16 protein-coding genes and 2 riboswitches are annotated in these 14528 nt (G+C 70.9%); of the genes, 8 read left to right on the top strand and 8 right to left on the bottom strand.

The genetic code is table 11. The features are described from left to right. Positions 1-50: 50 nt before the first annotated feature. Positions 51-117, bottom strand: a riboswitch (cobalamin riboswitch). 135 nt (positions 118-252) lie between these two features. Beyond that, positions 253-380: riboswitch (cobalamin riboswitch) on the top strand. 31 nt (positions 381-411) lie between these two features. After that, positions 412-1419, top strand: a complete 1008-nt coding sequence (locus ACIBTM_RS28895; protein WP_395880293.1) for a prenyltransferase/squalene oxidase repeat-containing protein — start codon at positions 412-414, stop codon at positions 1417-1419. A gap of 18 nt (positions 1420-1437) precedes the next feature. Here the strand turns inward: ACIBTM_RS28895 and ACIBTM_RS28890 are convergent, their stop codons facing one another. The 4 genes from ACIBTM_RS28890 to ACIBTM_RS28875 all read right to left on the bottom strand — a co-directional run bounded on the left by ACIBTM_RS28890 (position 1438) and on the right by ACIBTM_RS28875 (position 4985). Beyond that, positions 1438-2265, bottom strand: coding sequence for an LLM class F420-dependent oxidoreductase (locus ACIBTM_RS28890; protein ID WP_395880292.1), 828 nt, complete (start codon positions 2263-2265; stop codon positions 1438-1440). A 91-nt stretch (positions 2266-2356) separates the two neighbouring features. After that, positions 2357-3532, bottom strand: a complete 1176-nt coding sequence (gene fahA, locus ACIBTM_RS28885) for a fumarylacetoacetase (RefSeq protein WP_395880291.1) — start codon at positions 3530-3532, stop codon at positions 2357-2359. Beyond that, positions 3529-4371 carry a hypothetical protein gene (locus ACIBTM_RS28880; protein WP_395880290.1) on the bottom strand — a complete coding sequence of 281 codons (843 nt, stop codon included), beginning with the start codon at positions 4369-4371 and terminating at the stop codon, positions 3529-3531. Before ACIBTM_RS28880 ends, fahA begins: the two co-directional genes overlap by 4 nt. 80 nt (positions 4372-4451) lie before the next feature. Further along, complete coding sequence (locus ACIBTM_RS28875; RefSeq protein WP_395880289.1) at positions 4452-4985, bottom strand: MarR family winged helix-turn-helix transcriptional regulator; 534 nt, start codon at positions 4983-4985, stop codon at positions 4452-4454. Between the two features lie 151 nt (positions 4986-5136). On the opposite strand from ACIBTM_RS28875, the gene ACIBTM_RS28870 reads away from it, so the two are divergent. From ACIBTM_RS28870 to ACIBTM_RS28860, 3 genes are read left to right on the top strand one after another with little or no spacing between them, the layout of a single operon-like run. Further along, positions 5137-5754: a DUF1989 domain-containing protein gene (locus ACIBTM_RS28870; protein WP_395880288.1), complete on the top strand. Its 618-nt coding sequence runs from the start codon at positions 5137-5139 to the stop codon at positions 5752-5754. Next, positions 5751-6872 carry a tRNA-dihydrouridine synthase gene (locus ACIBTM_RS28865; protein WP_395880287.1) on the top strand — a complete coding sequence of 374 codons (1122 nt, stop codon included), beginning with the start codon at positions 5751-5753 and terminating at the stop codon, positions 6870-6872. Before ACIBTM_RS28870 ends, ACIBTM_RS28865 begins: the two co-directional genes overlap by 4 nt. After that, positions 6869-7738 (top strand): polysaccharide deacetylase, encoded by an 870-nt coding sequence (locus ACIBTM_RS28860; RefSeq protein ID WP_395880286.1) that lies wholly within the window; start codon positions 6869-6871, stop codon positions 7736-7738. The genes ACIBTM_RS28865 and ACIBTM_RS28860 overlap by 4 nt, the downstream gene beginning before the upstream one ends. Here ACIBTM_RS28860 and ACIBTM_RS28855 read toward each other — a convergent pair. Continuing rightward, positions 7726-9285, bottom strand: a complete 1560-nt coding sequence (locus ACIBTM_RS28855) for a helix-turn-helix domain-containing protein (RefSeq protein ID WP_395880285.1) — start codon at positions 9283-9285, stop codon at positions 7726-7728. The genes ACIBTM_RS28860 and ACIBTM_RS28855 overlap by 13 nt on opposite strands. A 117-nt stretch (positions 9286-9402) precedes the next feature. On the opposite strand from ACIBTM_RS28855, the gene ACIBTM_RS28850 reads away from it, so the two are divergent. From ACIBTM_RS28850 to ACIBTM_RS28840, 3 genes are read left to right on the top strand one after another with little or no spacing between them, the layout of a single operon-like run. Next, on the top strand, positions 9403-10614 hold the full coding sequence (locus ACIBTM_RS28850; RefSeq protein WP_395880284.1) for a serine/threonine-protein kinase: 1212 nt from the start codon (positions 9403-9405) through the stop codon (positions 10612-10614). 56 nt (positions 10615-10670) lie between these two features. Further along, on the top strand, positions 10671-11297 hold the full coding sequence (locus tag ACIBTM_RS28845) for a ClpP family protease (protein ID WP_395880283.1): 627 nt from the start codon (positions 10671-10673) through the stop codon (positions 11295-11297). Continuing rightward, on the top strand, positions 11294-11884 hold the full coding sequence (locus tag ACIBTM_RS28840; protein ID WP_395880282.1) for a ClpP family protease: 591 nt from the start codon (positions 11294-11296) through the stop codon (positions 11882-11884). The genes ACIBTM_RS28845 and ACIBTM_RS28840 overlap by 4 nt, the downstream gene beginning before the upstream one ends. A 173-nt stretch (positions 11885-12057) precedes the next feature. Here ACIBTM_RS28840 and ACIBTM_RS28835 read toward each other — a convergent pair whose 3' ends face one another. Both ACIBTM_RS28835 and ACIBTM_RS28830 read right to left on the bottom strand, forming a co-directional pair. Next, positions 12058-12390, bottom strand: a complete 333-nt coding sequence (locus ACIBTM_RS28835) for a helix-turn-helix domain-containing protein (RefSeq protein ID WP_037345333.1) — start codon at positions 12388-12390, stop codon at positions 12058-12060. Between the two features lie 46 nt (positions 12391-12436). After that, entirely contained in the window at positions 12437-13381 is a 945-nt protein-coding gene (locus tag ACIBTM_RS28830) for a GlxA family transcriptional regulator (protein ID WP_395880281.1), read from the bottom strand. Between the two features lie 71 nt (positions 13382-13452). On the opposite strand from ACIBTM_RS28830, the gene ACIBTM_RS28825 reads away from it, so the two are divergent. Continuing rightward, positions 13453-13788, top strand: a complete 336-nt coding sequence (locus tag ACIBTM_RS28825; RefSeq protein ID WP_395880280.1) for a cupin domain-containing protein — start codon at positions 13453-13455, stop codon at positions 13786-13788. Here the strand turns inward: ACIBTM_RS28825 and ACIBTM_RS28820 are convergent. Next, on the bottom strand, positions 13773-14438 hold the full coding sequence (locus tag ACIBTM_RS28820) for a pentapeptide repeat-containing protein (RefSeq protein WP_395880279.1): 666 nt from the start codon (positions 14436-14438) through the stop codon (positions 13773-13775). The two genes, ACIBTM_RS28825 and ACIBTM_RS28820, sit on opposite strands and share 16 nt — an antisense overlap. Positions 14439-14528: the final 90 nt, after the last annotated feature.

Raw genomic sequence — 14528 nt, 5'->3', positions numbered from 1 at the left:
GTTTATCGCGACAGTGGTTCGGACTCTCTTGTTCGTTCATCCGCCCGTTCGGTATCCCGGCTCGCCCTGCGAAGGGCCCACGGTTGCGCGACAGCGCCGGATTTCGACCGGCTTCCCCGTCACGGGCGGCGGTGTTCAGTTGTCGAGCCAGCCGAGGTTAACACCCGATCACCTCCGGCAGGCACCGCTGACCAGGTCGGTCACCAGGATCACATCGGCATCCGGCACCCGGCGGTGTCCGGCACTCGCACGGGGTGAGAGTCTTCTCCTCGTCCGATTCAGCGCGGTCGTGGGGGAAGTCCGGTGAGAGTCCGGCGCTGTCCCGCAACGGTGTGCCTTCCAGGCGAGCCCGGTCACCCACGTCGCGCGGTGTCACCGACTCCTGTCGTGGAAATGCGGGAAAGGGTTCTCATGAGACGTTTGGTTTTCGCTGTCGCCCTGCTGTGCGGTATCGGGCTGGTCGCCGCCCCGGCGGCGGCCGCGGCCACCCGGGACAAGGCGGACGCCGCCGCGGGCTGGCTCGCCAGGCAGATGACCGACGGGGAACGGTTCGAGGCCGACTTCGGCGGCCAGAAGTTCCCGGACCAGGGCCTGACGATCGACGCGATCTTCGCGTTCGCCGCGGCCGGGGTGTCGGACACGAACGCGGGCAAGGCGATCGACTGGCTGGCGAAGCCGGAGATCACCACCGGCTACGTCGGCGGTGGCACCGAGTCCTACGCGGGCGCGCACGCCAAACTGATGCTCGCCGCGCAGATCCGGGACAAGAACCCGGCGTCGTTCGGCGGTGTCGACCTGAAGGCGGGCCTGCTTTCGCTGCTCACGCCGTCCGGCCGGTTCTCCGACCGGTCCGAGTACGGCGACTACTCCAACGCGCTCTCGCAGTCGCTCGCCCTGCTGGCGCTGGACCGCACGCCCGAGGGCGCCCCCGCGCCCGCCGTGACGTTCCTCGCGGGAACCCAGTGCGCGGACGGCGGTTTCCCGCTGAACTTCGGCGAAGCGACGTGCACGAGCGACGTCGACGCGACCGCGACGGTCGTGCAGGCCTTGCGCGCCACCGGCGACCCGGTGAACGCCGGCGAGGGCACCTCGTGGCTGGTCACGAAGCAGCACGCGAACGGCGGCTTCGGCGTCGGCACGAACGCGCCCAACGCCAACAGCACCGGCCTCGCCGCGGAAGCGCTGGCCGGCCACCGTCCCGCCGCCGCGATCAAGGCGCGGGAATTCCTGCGGTCGCTGCAGACCGGCTGCGCCGGCGCCGAGGCGGACCGCGGCGCGATCGCCTACGACGCCACGGGCCTGAACCCGTCGACCGCCCCGCGCGCGACCGCGCAGGCGATCCTCGGCCTGGCCAGGGTTCCGCTGAGCGACCTGCACGGCGGTGGCCGTCCGCAGGCCCCGGTGCTCGCCTGCCCGTGACGTGAGACCACGGGTGGTTCAGCGGAGTCGCCCGATCACCGCTGCCAGCTCGTCGAGACGCTCCAAGGTTTCGGCTTCCGGCAACGTGGGCAGGATGAGTGAGACCTCGTCGGCCCCCGCGTCCGCGAGGCGCCGCAACAGCCCGGGATCGGCCGGAGCGCCGAACACACTGATCCGGACGTCTTCACGCCCTTGATCGGCGAGCCAGGACCGGACGCGGCGCAATTCCTCCGGCGGTGTCACGGAATGGGGAAGCCAGCCATCGGCGTGTTCGGCGAGCCGCTTGAGTCCCGCGGGGCCCTGACCGGCGACGTAGATCGGCGGATGCGGTTTCCGTACCGGTTTCGGCCAGGAGAAGACCGGGTCGAAGTCGACGTGCTCGCCGTGGAACTCCGCCTCGTCCTTGGTCCAGACCTCCTTGAGGGCCTGGAGTTGCTCGGTCAGCAGCGCTCCCCTGGTCCGTGGGTCGACACCGTGGTTGCGCATCTCCTCGATGTTCCAGCCCACCCCGACGCCGAAGATCACCCGTCCGTTGGAAAGCAGGTCGAGGCTGGCGATCTCCTTGGCCGTGTAGAGCACGTCGCGCTGGATCATCAGGGCGACCGCGGTGCCGAGGCGGAGGTTCGAGGTGACCGTCGCGGCGGCGGCCAGTGCCACGAAGGGGTCGAGATTGCGGAGGGCACCCCGCGGCAGCTCACCGCCGGGGTACGGACTCTCCCGGCTGACCGGGATGTGGGAGTGTTCGGGGAGGTAGAGGGAGTCGAAGCCCTTCTCCTCCAACGCGGCGGCCAGTACGTGCGGCCGGATTCCTTCGTCGGTCACTGAGGTCGCGATACCGAAGTCCATACTCGGCTACGACCTCGGGCACGGGGCGGGTATTCCCGTTGTCGCGGAACGAGGCCCGGCCCCGGCCGAGTGAGCGGCTGCCGTCGACGGCTCACTTCGCCGGCAGCACGCGTCCCCGCACCTCGCCGAATCCGATCCTCGCGCCGTTCGCGCCGGGCGCGGTGCCGGTGATCACGACCTCGTCGCCGTCCTGCAGGAAGGTGCGCTCCTCCCCCTTGACCGTGAGCGGTTCCTTTCCGCCCCAGGACAATTCGAGGAACGCGCCGCGCTGATGCTTCTCCGGTCCGGAGATCGTGCCGGAGCCGTACAAGTCACCCGTGCGCGACGAAGCGCCGTTGACCGTCAGGTGCGCGAGCATCTGAGCGGGTGACCAGTACATCTCGCGGAACGGCGGGCGGCTGACCTCTTCACCGTTCCATTCGATGACCAGATCGATGTCGAGCCCCCATGGGTCGCTCTCCCGCAGGTACGGCAGCGGCTCCGGATCCGTCTGCCCCGGCAGGGGGATCCGCGCGGCTTCCAGCGCCAGTATCGGCACCACCCACGGAGAGATCGAGGTCGCGAAGCTCTTGCCGAGGTGCGGGCCCAGCGGGACGTACTCCCACGCCTGGATGTCACGGGCCGACCAGTCGTTGAGCAGGACCGCGCCGAAGACGTGGCGGGGGAAGTCGTCCGGCGTGATCGGGGTGTTCAGCGGGGTTCCGGTGCCGACGACGAACCCCATCTCCGCCTCGATGTCCAGCCGCGCGCTCGGCCCGAACACCGGCGCCGCGTCCGCCGGAGACTTGCGCTGACCGCTCGGGCGCACGATGCCCGTACCGGAGACCAGGACCGTGCCGGAGCGGCCGTGGTAGCCGACCGGGAGGTGCTTCCAGTTGGGCAGCAACGGTTCCGCGTCGGGCCGGAACAACCTGCCGACGTTCGAAGCGTGATGCTCGGAGGCGTAGAAGTCGACGTAATCGGCGACCTCGATGGGCAGGTGCAGCGTCACCTTCCCGATGGGGTGGACCGCGCCGTCGGGGAGCTCGCCGGAGACCAGGTCGCGGATCCGCTCGCGGACCGCCACCCAGCGGTCGTATCCCTGCGCCATGAACGGGTTCAGCGTCGGCGCGGCGAACACGTCGTCGCCGAGCGCCTCGGCCAGGTCGACGACGGAGTCGCCGACGCGCACGCCGACGCGCGGGGAGTCACCGTCGACGGAGAACACGCCGTACGGCAGGTTGTCGATCCCGAACAGGGAGCCTGCGGGGATGTCGATCGTGGTCATGCCTCTCCTCGGGGCGCCTCGAGCAGGCCGAGTCCGGCCAGTTCGGTCAGGGGGTCGGTGATGCTGCAGGTACCGAACGACGTGAAGCCCGCGCGGACCGCGGCGGCGCGATCCTCGTCCAGTGCCCGGAGCCGCTCGGCGATGACGGCGCCGTCTCGTTCGGCGAGAACGGCTTCGGCGTCACCGCCGGTGAGAACGACGTCGGTGGCGAGCATCAGATTGAGGAAACCGTGCTGTTCGAAGCCGGTCTCCGGATCGGTGTTGCGGAGGGCGTGGTGCAACCCCGCGGTGGCCTTGAACGGAACCCCCGCCTCGACGGCCGCACGGACCGCGGCGGCGAGTTCCGCTTCGCCGGGGTACAGGTCGGCCCGGACGCCGCCGGTGCGGAACTTCGCCTGATGGCTTGTGCCGGAAAGCGCGGCCAGCAGCGGGAGACGCCGCTCGTCACGCGGGATCTCGACGAAGACCGGTGCGGTGGCGCGGGAAAGCGCGTCGAGTACCTCGTCCGGGCCCATCCCCTCCGGGACGGCGATCTCGAGCGCGTCCAGTTTCACCGGGAGCTTGGCGACGGCGTCGAGTACGCCGTCGAGCTGCGCGGGTCCGCCGGGCAGGGTCACCGAAACCGGCAGCGGGGTCTCCCGGCCACCCAGCACCTCGGCGAGGTCGCCGAGCGCGGTCGCGGCGATGACCAAGGGCCCGACGAGGCCGGCGTACCAGGCGGAGACGTGCTCGTCGTGCGCCGCGACGGCGTCCGGCAGCGGGGCCAGACCGGGCGGGAACACCGCGGCGTCGTCGCACAGCCCGGCGAAGAGCGCGGGAATCCGTCCGCCGTCCACCATGGTCTCCTCCTCGCCGATTTAGTTCACGCTTTTACTATCCATCGGGCAGCGTAGTCCGGTCTTCCTGACGACGGGAAGGCCTACTTACGGCTCCGGGTGCCGAACTCGGCACGGCTGGTGATCAGCTTGCCCAGCAGCATGACGAGGATGCGCTGTTCGGTCTCGGTCAACGCGTTGGTCCAGCCGAATTCGCGCTCGTTGTGCTCGCGGAAGACCGCGACCATCTCCTCGTGTCCCGCCTCGGTCAGCGACAACCGCACCGAACGACCGTCGCGCTCGTCCGGGGCACGGTCGAGCATCCCCTCGGCGACCAGCGTCTTGACCAGATTCGACACCGCGGCCCGGCTCATCCCGGTCAGCCGCGCCGCACTGGTCGGTTCGAGCGGTCCGGCGAGCCAGACCACGAACAGCAGCCGGAACGCCGACCAAGACCGCCCTCGCGGCCGGTGCACCGCGGCTTCGAGGTCGTAGGTCACCAGGTCGGAGGCACGATTGAGGGTCAGCAGGACCTCGGTCGCCAGCTGGTGACGGAAGCCGTACTCCTGAGCCAGCCGCCGGTTCGCCAGCGCCACGAACGACCAGAAGTCCAGTCCGGCCGCCTCTACGTCTTCCATCGGCGAACACTAACCCGGCGTCGCGAAAGTGGTCAAAGTCGAAACTACTTTTACCTGGAACCCGCCTGCTTGGAGGTTTATCCAACTGTCACGCTTGATCATGGAGGTTTCTCCATGGCGAGCCAGCGGTCCGTCCCTGTTTGCTGGGGGCATGAGCAGAACGGAAGTGCCCCCAGGCACCGCCAAGGCCGTCCGCGTGGCCGCCGGAGACCTGATCCGGGTGATCGACGTCGACGGCGGCCAGGTAGGTGACGTGTTCGCCTTCCGCGACAGCGGCGGGACCGAACTGACCGAGCACCACAGCGCGGCGCACACCCGCGCCGGCGTCGACAGGCTGTTCCCCGCCGTCGGCGAGGCCTTCCTGACCGACCTGCGCCGCCCGATCCTGACGCTGGTCGAAGACACCTCGCCCGGCGAGCACGACATGCTCATCCCGGCCTGCGACCCGGCCCGGTACACCGCGCTGGGGGCTCCGGGACACCGCTCCTGCGCCGCGAATCTGCGTGAGGCGCTGGGAGAAGCCGGGCTGAGCTTCACCGGCCCCACCCCGCAGCCGATCAACGTCTTCATGCGCGTCCCGGTCGGCGAGGGCGGACGCCTGAACTGGCTCACCGCGACCTCGCGGCCCGGCGACGCGGTGACCCTGCGGGCCGGCATGGACTGCGTCGTCGTGGTCTCCGCGTGCCCGCAGGACCTCGTCCGGATCAGCGACGCCGGACTTTCCCCGCTCGCCATCGAAATCGTCCACAATGGAGGAACCCGGTCATGACGACCACCGTCGAACACCCCGCGCTCGCCCCGATCGCCCTCGGCGGTCTCGCGTTGCGCAACCGCTACGCCGTCGCCCCGATGTCCCGTGTCTCCGCGCGGCCCGACGGTACCCCGACCGGCGAGATGGCCGACTACTACGCCGAATTCGCCCGCGGCGGCTTCGGGCTGGTGTTCAGCGAGGGCACCTACCCCGACAGCGCGGCCAGCCAGGGGTATCTCAACCAGCCCGGCCTCGCGCGGGACGAACACGTCGCGGGCTGGCGGGTGGTCACCGCCGGAGTCCGCGCGGCGGGCGGCCGGATGATCGCGCAGCTCATGCACGCCGGGGCGATCGCGCAGGGCAACCCGCACCAGGATCACACCGTCGCCCCTTCGGCCGTCCAGCCGCGTGGGGAGATGATGCGCGCGTACGGCGGTTCCGGGCCGTGGCCGGTCCCCCGTGCACTGACCACCGCCGAGATCGACGGCATCATCGACGGCTTCGCGGCCGCGGCCGTGCGTGCCCGTCAGGCCGGGTTCGACGGCGTCGAGGTGCACGCGGCCAACGGGTACCTGCTCGACCAGTTCCTCACCGGCTACACCAATCACCGCACCGATTCCTACGGCGGACCGGTCGCGAACCGGATCCGGCTGACCTCCCATGTCGTGACCGCCGTCGCCGAGGCCGTGCCGGAACTGGTCACCGGCGTGCGGTTGTCGCAGACGAAGGTCAACGACTTCACCTATCGCTGGCCCGGCGGCCGTGACGACGCCGAGGTGATCTTCGCCGCGGTCGCCGAGGCCGGCGCGCGGTACCTCCACATCGCCAGCGAGGGCCGGAACTGGCTGGAGACGGCGAAACTGCCCGACGGCGGCACGATCACCGCGCTCGCCCGGCAGGTCACCGGGCTGCCGGTGATCGCCAACGGCGGGATGCACGACCTCGCGCAGGCGCACGAGGTACTCACCGGCGGGCACGCCGACCTGCTGTCGCTCGGGCACGGCGCGCTGGCCAACCCCGATCTGCCCGCCCGGGTCGCCGCGGCGGAACCACTGGCCGAGTTCGACCGGGCGATGGTCTCCCCGACGGTCACGGTGGCGAACGCGCGCCGTTGGCGGGAGAGTCGGCAGGCGTGACGGAAGCAAGCTGGCACGGCGGCGCGGCCGCGATCGCGACCCTGACCTTCGACGTGGACGCGGAATCCCCGATCCTCGCCCGAGGCCGGGGCTACGCGGACCACCTGTCGACGATGTCCCATCAGGCGTACGGGCCACGGGTCGGGGTGCCGCGCATCCTCGACCTGCTCGACGAACTGGCCGTGCCCGCGACGTTCTTCGTGCCGGGCTGGGTCGCCGAACAGCGGCCCGGCCTCGCCGCCGCGATCGCGGAACGGGGGCACGAGGTCGCCCACCATTCCTACAGCCACCGGCCGCCGACCACGATGACCGCGGCCGAGCAGCGGGCCGATTTCGACCGGGGCATGGCGGTGTTCGCGAGCCAGGGCATCGAGATCAGCGGGCATCGTGCGGCGGGCTGGGAGTCCACTTGGGACACTCCGGCGCTGGTGGCCGAACACGGGCTGAGCTACGACTCGTCGCTGATGGCCGACGACCGGCCGTACCTGATCGAGACCGGGGCGGGCCGGATCGCCGAGCTGCCGGTGCACTGGTCGCTCGACGACTGGGAGCAGTACGCGTTCCTTCCCTCGCCGCAGATCGGTTCGGTGATCACCTCGCCGGTACAGGTGCTGGAGATGTGGCGCGCCGAGCTGGCCGCGATGCGCCGCTATCGGTGCCTGTTCAACCTGTGCCTGCACCCGTTCCTTTCGGGCAGGCCGGGCCGCTTGGAGGCCGTGCGCTCGCTCATCGAGTTCGGGCTCGGCCTCGGCGACGTCCGCTTCGCCCGGTGCCGCGACGTGGCGGCCGCGGCGCTGGCCGACCCCGCCTTGCCCGTGGAACCGTTGCGGCGCCTCGAAGTCGACCCCGCGGTCTATCCGGACTGAGCCGCCTCCAAGGCCAGGAACAAGTCGACCCGGTCCGCGGTCCGCCCGACGTCGCGGCCGGTCAGCTCGGTGACCTTGGCCAGCCGGTTGCGCAAGGTGTTGACGTGCACGTACAGCGCCGCTGCGGTGGCCGCCCACTGCCCGTCGTGGTCGAGGAACGCCCGCAGGGTCGTCTCCAGCTCGCCGTCGCGGACGCGGTCGTGCTCGCGCAGCGGACCGAGCAGGGCGTCGGCGAAGGTGTGCCGCCACTGCTCGTCGTGCGACTCCAGCAGCAGCCGGTAGCTGCCCAGCTCGGCGAAACTCGCCGCGACCGGCCCGCCGCGCCTGCCCCGCAGCACACGGCAGGCCTCGCGGCTGCGCGACAACGGCGTCCGCAGTTCGGCCGCGCCCGGCACCGGGTCGGCGAGCCCGACGACCACGCGCCCACCGGAGAGCCGGTGCGACACCGCCGCCGCCAGCCGCGGCGCGAAGGCGGCAGGCGACTGCCGTCCCGAACGGAACGGCAGCACCGCGACGACGTCCTGGCTGCCCGCCGCCACGACCGCGGGCAGCCCGTCCGCCAGCAGGAAGTCGGTCACGGCCTCCGCCATCCCCGGCGGGGTCGCGGCTTCGTCACCCGCGAACGCCAGCGCGATCACCGCCAGCGGCCCGTCCGGATCCACCCCGAAGGCACGCAGCCTGCCGGGCACCTCCGCGGCCCGCTGCGCGCCGGAGAGCACCATGTCCAGCAGCTCGACGGCGAACCGCATCTCGATCGCCTGCACCGCCTGGTGCCGGGCCACTTCCAGGCTGAGGTAGCGGGCGGTCTGCTCCAGCGCGTCCCGTTCCCCGCTCGTCAGCTCGGCCACGGGACGCAGGCACAGCAGCGCGGCGTCCGCGTCGCCGATCGCGCCCACCGGGAACAACGCCGCCCGCGTGCCCGCGCCGAGATCCGCTTCCAGCGGAGGCGGATGCCCGGCCAGCGCCTCCGCCGCGGCGCGCGTCTGCCCCGCGTCCAGTGCGGCACCGTCGGACGCCAGCTCCCGGCCCATCCGGTCCACGACCGCCAGCGGGAGTTCGTGTTCACGGCGGAGGACCGCGAGTACCCCGGACGCGCCCGCGCCCCTCGACAGCGCCGAAGTCAGCTCGTCGCCCCGCCGCACCAACGACATCAGCGCGTTCTGCCGGTCGGTGGCCTGGATCGCCGCGGCGGCGCGGGTGACCGCCGTGAACGGCACCGCCACCGAGATCTCCAGCAGCGGCAACCCGGCGTCCCGGCAGGCGTCGGCGAGCGCGGGAGGGGTGTCGCGTTGTTCCACGCGCAGGCCGAAGATGATCCCCGCCGCTCCGGCGCCGGCCACCCTCGCGACGAAGTCCGCCGGATCGACCCGGTCCAGCCACAGGCCGTTGGTCAGCACGACCTCGTGCTCGCGCACGTACGGCCCCGGGTCGGGGAGCTCGGTGTTGTGCACCCACAACACCTGCCCGGCCAGCGCTCCGTCACGGCCGGGGACGACCACCCGCAGTTCCAGAGCCGGGTCCTCGACCAGCGCCGCCAAGGTCAGCATGACTGTGAATATATCCAGCCGCGCCGGTCCTTTATGGATGAACGGCCATTTCATCGTTTTGTCATGAACCCTGGTTAGCGTGCCTCGAAGACCCTTCAGGATTCGAGGAGCCCCACTGTGACGGCAGTTTCAAGCACGATCGCCGAGCGCTACACCCTGCTCGAAAAGCTGGGTGGAGACGGGACGGCCGTGCTCTGGCGTGGCGAGGACGGGCCGGACGGGCCTCGGGTCGCGATCAAGGAACTGCCGCTTCCCACGCACGAGCCCGCCCGCGTGGAGCGGCTCCAGGTCGAAGCCCGCGTCGCGGTGGATCACCCGGCGGTGGTGCCCGTCCACGATGTCGTGGTCGCGGACGGAAGCGCGTTCATCGTGATGGACCCGGTGGAGGGACGGACCCTGGAGGACCTCGCGTCCGCCGGTCCGCTGCCGCCTCGGTTCGTGGCCGACATCGGCGGACAGGTGCTCGGCGCGCTCGCCGCCGCGCACACCGCGGGCGTCGTGCACGGCGACGTGCGGCCCGCGAACATCCTGGTGGGTCCCGACGGCGCCGTGAAGCTGACCGGCTTCGGGATCGCCAAGGCCCTGGACCCGGCGGGCACGCCGGCCTTCCTCGCCCCCGAAACGATCGCGGGGCACGACGGCACGCCCCATTCCGATCTCTGGTCGCTCGGCGTGACACTGCTCAGCGCGAGCGAGGGCGGGAACTTCTTCCAGCGGGCGAACGTCGCGGCCACGCTGTACGCCGTCGTCAACGAGCAGCCCGCCATCGACCGGACACCCGGCCCGCTCGCGGACGTCCTCCGCGGTCTGCTGGCGAAAGCGCCGCACGCGCGCATGCTGCCGGACCACGCGCTCCCGCTGCTGGCCCAGGCCGCGAGCGGGATCGAAACGCCGGTGCCGATCCTTCCCGCGCCGCCGCGTCCCGGCCTGACGCCGCCCTCCGTCTTCGCGGTACTGGCCGGGGTGGCGAGCATGCTCTTCGGTTTCTATGTGCTGGTGGACGCGATGATGTTCCACGACGCGTATCTGTTGGATCTCCACTGGCCGCCGATGCTGTTCGCCCGCGTCGGCATCGTGCTGGCGGGTGCGCTGTGGGTGGCCGGTGGCGGTCTCCTGTTCGCCAACGTCCGCCGTGGGCAGGTCATGACCACTGTCGGCGGCGGGCTGACGCTGCTCAGCCTGCTTCTGATGAAGACGCTGGGTGAACAGGAATACCTGGGCGTTCCCCTGCAACCGGGTCTCACCCTCGACATCGTCGCCCTCGTCTTCGCCGTGCTCTTGGCCATCACCGTGTGGTTCGTCCCGGCGAAACGCCCTGCTGTGGGCTGATCCGCTCACAGCAGAGAAACCGGCGGGCGGCCGGGCCCCGGCGGCATGGTCGGGGCATGACCGACTACGAGAAGCAGCCACTGTTCGACCAACGGCAACGGGAACGGTTCTTCAGCCAGCGTGTGCTGGTCCTCGACGGCGCGCTCGACGACGACAACGGGACGGTCCTCGCCACCCAGCTGCTGTCACTGGCGAGCGAGGATCCGCGCAAGGACATCGCGTTGTGGATCCACTCGCCGGGCGGTTCGGTCCCGTCGATGCTGGCGATCCGGGACGTGATGCGCCTCGTGCCGTGCGACGTCGCCACCCTCGCGCTGGGGCTGGCGTGCAGTGCCGGGCAGTTCCTGCTCTCCGCGGGCACCCCGGGCAAACGGTTCGCCCTGCCGCACGCACGGATCCTGATGCACCAGGGCTCGGCGGGTATCGGCGGCTCGGCCGTCGAGGTGGAGGTGCAGGCGGACGATCTGCGCTACACGCGGGACACGGTGCTCGGGCTCATCGCCGACGACACCGGGCAGCCCATCGACCGGATCTTCGCCGATTCCCTCCACGACCGCTGGTTCACCACCGAGCAGGCCCGCGAATACGGCTTCATCGACCACATCGTCGAAAGCCTCGACCAGGTCGTCCCCGTCCGCACCCACAAACTCGGCCTCGGCACGGAAAGGGGTGCGAACGCGTGAGCACCTACACCATCCCCAACGTCATTTCCCGCAGCCCCGGTGGCGAGCGGATCATGGACGTCTACTCGCATCTGTTGTCGGAGCGGATCATCTACCTCGGGACCGCGATCGACTCCGGGGTCGCGAACGCCCTGATCACGCAGCTGCTGTACCTGGAGGCGGACAACCCCGAGCAGGAGATCAACCTCTACATCAACACCGAGGGCGGCGACCCGTCGGCGATGCTCGCGCTGTACGACACCATGCGCTTCATCAAGGCGCCGGTGGCGACGACCTGTGTCGGCCAGGCCGTCGCGGCGGGCGCGATCCTGCTGGCCGCCGGCGAGGCGGGGCACCGGTTCGTACTGCCGCACACCCGGGTGGTGCTGCATCAGCCCGCGGCGCAGGGCCGCGGCACCATCCCGGACCTCATCCTGCAGGCCGACGAGGTCGTGCGGGTGCGGACGCAGCTGGAAGAGATCCTCTCGGCACACACCGGCCGCGCCGTCTCGGATCTTCGCCACGACACCGACCGGGACCGCGTGTTCGACGCGGCGGGCGCCGTCGCCTACGGGCTGGCGGACCGCGTCCTGGACGAGCGCGCTTAAGCTGTGTCTCCTAAAGCGCGCTTTCGGATATCCGTAGCCGGGCCGCGGCATCAGCTGGTCACTCACTCAGCCATGACAGCGGCCCGCCTCCGCAAATCCGAGGCCTCCGGCCGAAAAGAAACGCGCGCGCGTGCCCTCACCAACCAGCCGAACCTCGGTTTGAGAGACACCCTCTAGGCGGCCATCAGCACTGGCCCTCGCGGACGGCGGCCGACCGCGAGGCCCGTGCTGCCGCCCCGGCTGATCGTGCCCGCGATCCCGAAGAGCAGGTCCGCCAGATCGAGCCCGAGCGCGCCGGTGACCGCGGCGATCATCTCGCTCGACGGCTCCTTGCGGCCGCGCTCGATCTCGGAGAGGTACTGCGGCGAGATCCCGGCGCGTTCCGCGACGTCGACGAGGCGGCCGCCCTGTTCCTCCCTCGCGGCGCGCAGGCTCCGGCCCAGCACGTCACGCCACAGCGGCTCCGGCTCGGGACGCTTCTGCTGAAAAGGGAGGATGTCCGCCATACGGTCATCGTGACATCGGGCCAGGGTCCCGCGTGCGCCGTTCCGCTCAAGGCGAAACCGGGCCCCGGAACGCCCGCCGGTACGCGCCCGGCGTCGTGCCGACCTGATCGCGGAAGCGACGGCGGAGGTTCACGGCCGACGTCAGCCCGACGCGGGCCGCGATCACCTCCACCGGCAGGCCGGTCTCCTCCAGCAGGGTGCGCGCCTCGGTCACCCGGCGCGTCAGCAGCCATGCCCCGGGCGTGGTGCCGAGCTGATCGGCGAAGCGCCGGGCCAGCGTGCGCGGCGAGACGTTGAGGTGCGCGGCCAGATCGCCCACCGACAACGGCGTCCCGAGGCGAGTGCCCGCCCACGCGAGGAGACCGTCCAGCTCGTCGCCGGGCGGCGGAGCCGGGACGAACTGCGCCTGCCCGCCGTCGCGATGCGGCGGCATCACCATGTGCCGGGCGACGAGGGCGGCATGCGCGGCACCGTGGTCACGCCGGACGAGGTGCAGGCAGAGGTCGATCCCCGCGCCCGCCCCGGCGCTCGTGGCGACGTCGCCGTGGTCCACGTACAGCACGTCCGGCTCCACCCGCACCAGCGGGAATTCCTCCTGGAGCTGAGCGGCGCGCGCCCAGTGCGTGGTCGCCGACCTGCCGTCCAGCAACCCGGTGCGGGCCAGCGCGAAGACACCGGAACAGATCGTGACGAGGCGTGCTCCCCTGGCGTGCGCGCGCAAGAGCGCCCGGCGTACCGGGGCCGACAGCGGCGCCTCGACCGGGGACCAGCCGGGGATGAGCACGGTGTCGGCGTCCGCCAGCGCGGCAAGGCCCCGTGTCACGGACATCGCGTACCCGGCCGTGGTCGGCACCGGGCCGGGTTTCTCCGTGCAGACGTCGAATTCGTAGTACCGCGGCACCCCGGCGCGCTCCGTGCCGAAGACCTCGGCGGCGATCCCGAGCTCGAACGTCGACTGCACCGGCCGAACCAGTGCCCTCACGCGATGCATGGCAGGAAAGTACCCCATGGTGTCTTCCCTGACACTGTCCGGCGGCCCGGCGGGCGCGGCAGCATGGGGTCATGCACTCAGAGATCCTCGCCCAAGAGGGCTACACTTCCGTCTCAGCCAAGGAATCCCCCGCGCGCGAGCTCTTCCCCGGAATCCGCCTTCGTCCACTGTGGACAGGAGCGGACGGCGCGCACGCGAACCTGCTGGAGATGGATCCCGGCACCTCGTGGCCGCACCGCGACGTCCACGAACCCGGCCCCGAAGAGGTGTTCGTCGTCTCCGGCACCTTCAACGACGGAGCTCGCGACTATCCGGCGGGAACCTTCCTGCACGCTCCGGCCGGCTCATGGCACGTGCCCGCGTCGGCGACCGGGTGCACGCTCTTCGTCTTCTACCCCGAAGGCTGAACCGACAAGCCGCTCTCGGTCGCGAGGATCCCCGCGACCGAGACGGCCTGCTCGCCGGTGATCTTCGCGCCGCGCAGGGTCAGCAGACCGCGGACGCCGGACAGCCGCGAGCCGCGGAGGTCGCAGCCCGCCGCGGCGGTCGCCGCGAATTCGGTTTCGGTGAAATCGCAGTCCACGAAGATCAGCCGGGACAGGTCGCCGGAGAACACCGTCTCCCGGAACGAACATCCGGAGAACACGACGGCGCCCTTCACCCGCTCGACCGTCACCGAGGCGTAGTCGAACCGCGCGTTCTCGACGTACAGATCGGTGGCGGAGGTGACCGCCACGCCGAGCCCGATCGCCCGGCAGCGCAGGATTTCGACCCGGCGGGCCGACAGTTCGCGGATCGCCGCGTTGGACAGGTCGACGCCTTCGAGGACCACGTCCGAGAGCGTCAACCTGTCGAGCCGGGCGTTCGCCAAGCTCACGTTCGAGACGAGGGAATGCGCGATCTCGCCGCCTCCGCGGACTCCGTCCTGCTCACCACCATCGAGATGGACGGTGTCGAAATCGAAATCGCCGCGGAACACGGCGGGTTCGCTTTCGAGGCCGTCTTGCTCGACCGAAGGCCGCCGCACCTTGATGCCGTCGAACTCCCGGAACTCCATGCCCGGACCGTACCCGCCGCCCCAAGGTCCCCCGATCGTGGCTCTCCGTGTCCCTGAATGGCCGATGTTCCTTCACCGCGTCCGGTTCTA

It is taken from the genome of Amycolatopsis sp. NPDC049868 (assembly GCF_044461365.1).
Taxonomy (GTDB): Bacteria; Actinomycetota; Actinomycetes; order Mycobacteriales; family Pseudonocardiaceae; genus Amycolatopsis.
The sequence above is the reverse complement of the archived record's forward strand: the minus strand, read 5'-3'. Positions and strand labels throughout refer to the sequence as shown.

Bases quoted from the DNA above. Each gene is read 5' to 3' on its own strand.
- ACIBTM_RS28895 (WP_395880293.1), top strand. From the start codon at position 412: ATGAGACGTTTGGTTTTCGCTGTCGCCCTGCTGTGCGGTATCGGGCTG.
- fahA (WP_395880291.1), bottom strand. From the start codon at position 3,532: ATGACCACGATCGACATCCCCGCAGGCTCCCTGTTCGGGATCGACAAC.
- ACIBTM_RS28820 (WP_395880279.1), bottom strand. From the start codon at position 14,438: ATGGAGTTCCGGGAGTTCGACGGCATCAAGGTGCGGCGGCCTTCGGTC.
- ACIBTM_RS28865 (WP_395880287.1), top strand. From the start codon at position 5,751: ATGACGACCACCGTCGAACACCCCGCGCTCGCCCCGATCGCCCTCGGC.
- ACIBTM_RS28870 (WP_395880288.1), top strand. From the start codon at position 5,137: ATGAGCAGAACGGAAGTGCCCCCAGGCACCGCCAAGGCCGTCCGCGTG.
- ACIBTM_RS28890 (WP_395880292.1), bottom strand. From the start codon at position 2,265: ATGGACTTCGGTATCGCGACCTCAGTGACCGACGAAGGAATCCGGCCG.
- ACIBTM_RS28855 (WP_395880285.1), bottom strand. From the start codon at position 9,285: ATGCTGACCTTGGCGGCGCTGGTCGAGGACCCGGCTCTGGAACTGCGG.
- ACIBTM_RS28835 (WP_037345333.1), bottom strand. From the start codon at position 12,390: ATGGCGGACATCCTCCCTTTTCAGCAGAAGCGTCCCGAGCCGGAGCCG.
- ACIBTM_RS28825 (WP_395880280.1), top strand. From the start codon at position 13,453: ATGCACTCAGAGATCCTCGCCCAAGAGGGCTACACTTCCGTCTCAGCC.
- ACIBTM_RS28830 (WP_395880281.1), bottom strand. From the start codon at position 13,381: ATGCATCGCGTGAGGGCACTGGTTCGGCCGGTGCAGTCGACGTTCGAG.
- ACIBTM_RS28880 (WP_395880290.1), bottom strand. From the start codon at position 4,371: ATGGTGGACGGCGGACGGATTCCCGCGCTCTTCGCCGGGCTGTGCGAC.
- ACIBTM_RS28875 (WP_395880289.1), bottom strand. From the start codon at position 4,985: ATGGAAGACGTAGAGGCGGCCGGACTGGACTTCTGGTCGTTCGTGGCG.
- ACIBTM_RS28845 (WP_395880283.1), top strand. From the start codon at position 10,671: ATGACCGACTACGAGAAGCAGCCACTGTTCGACCAACGGCAACGGGAA.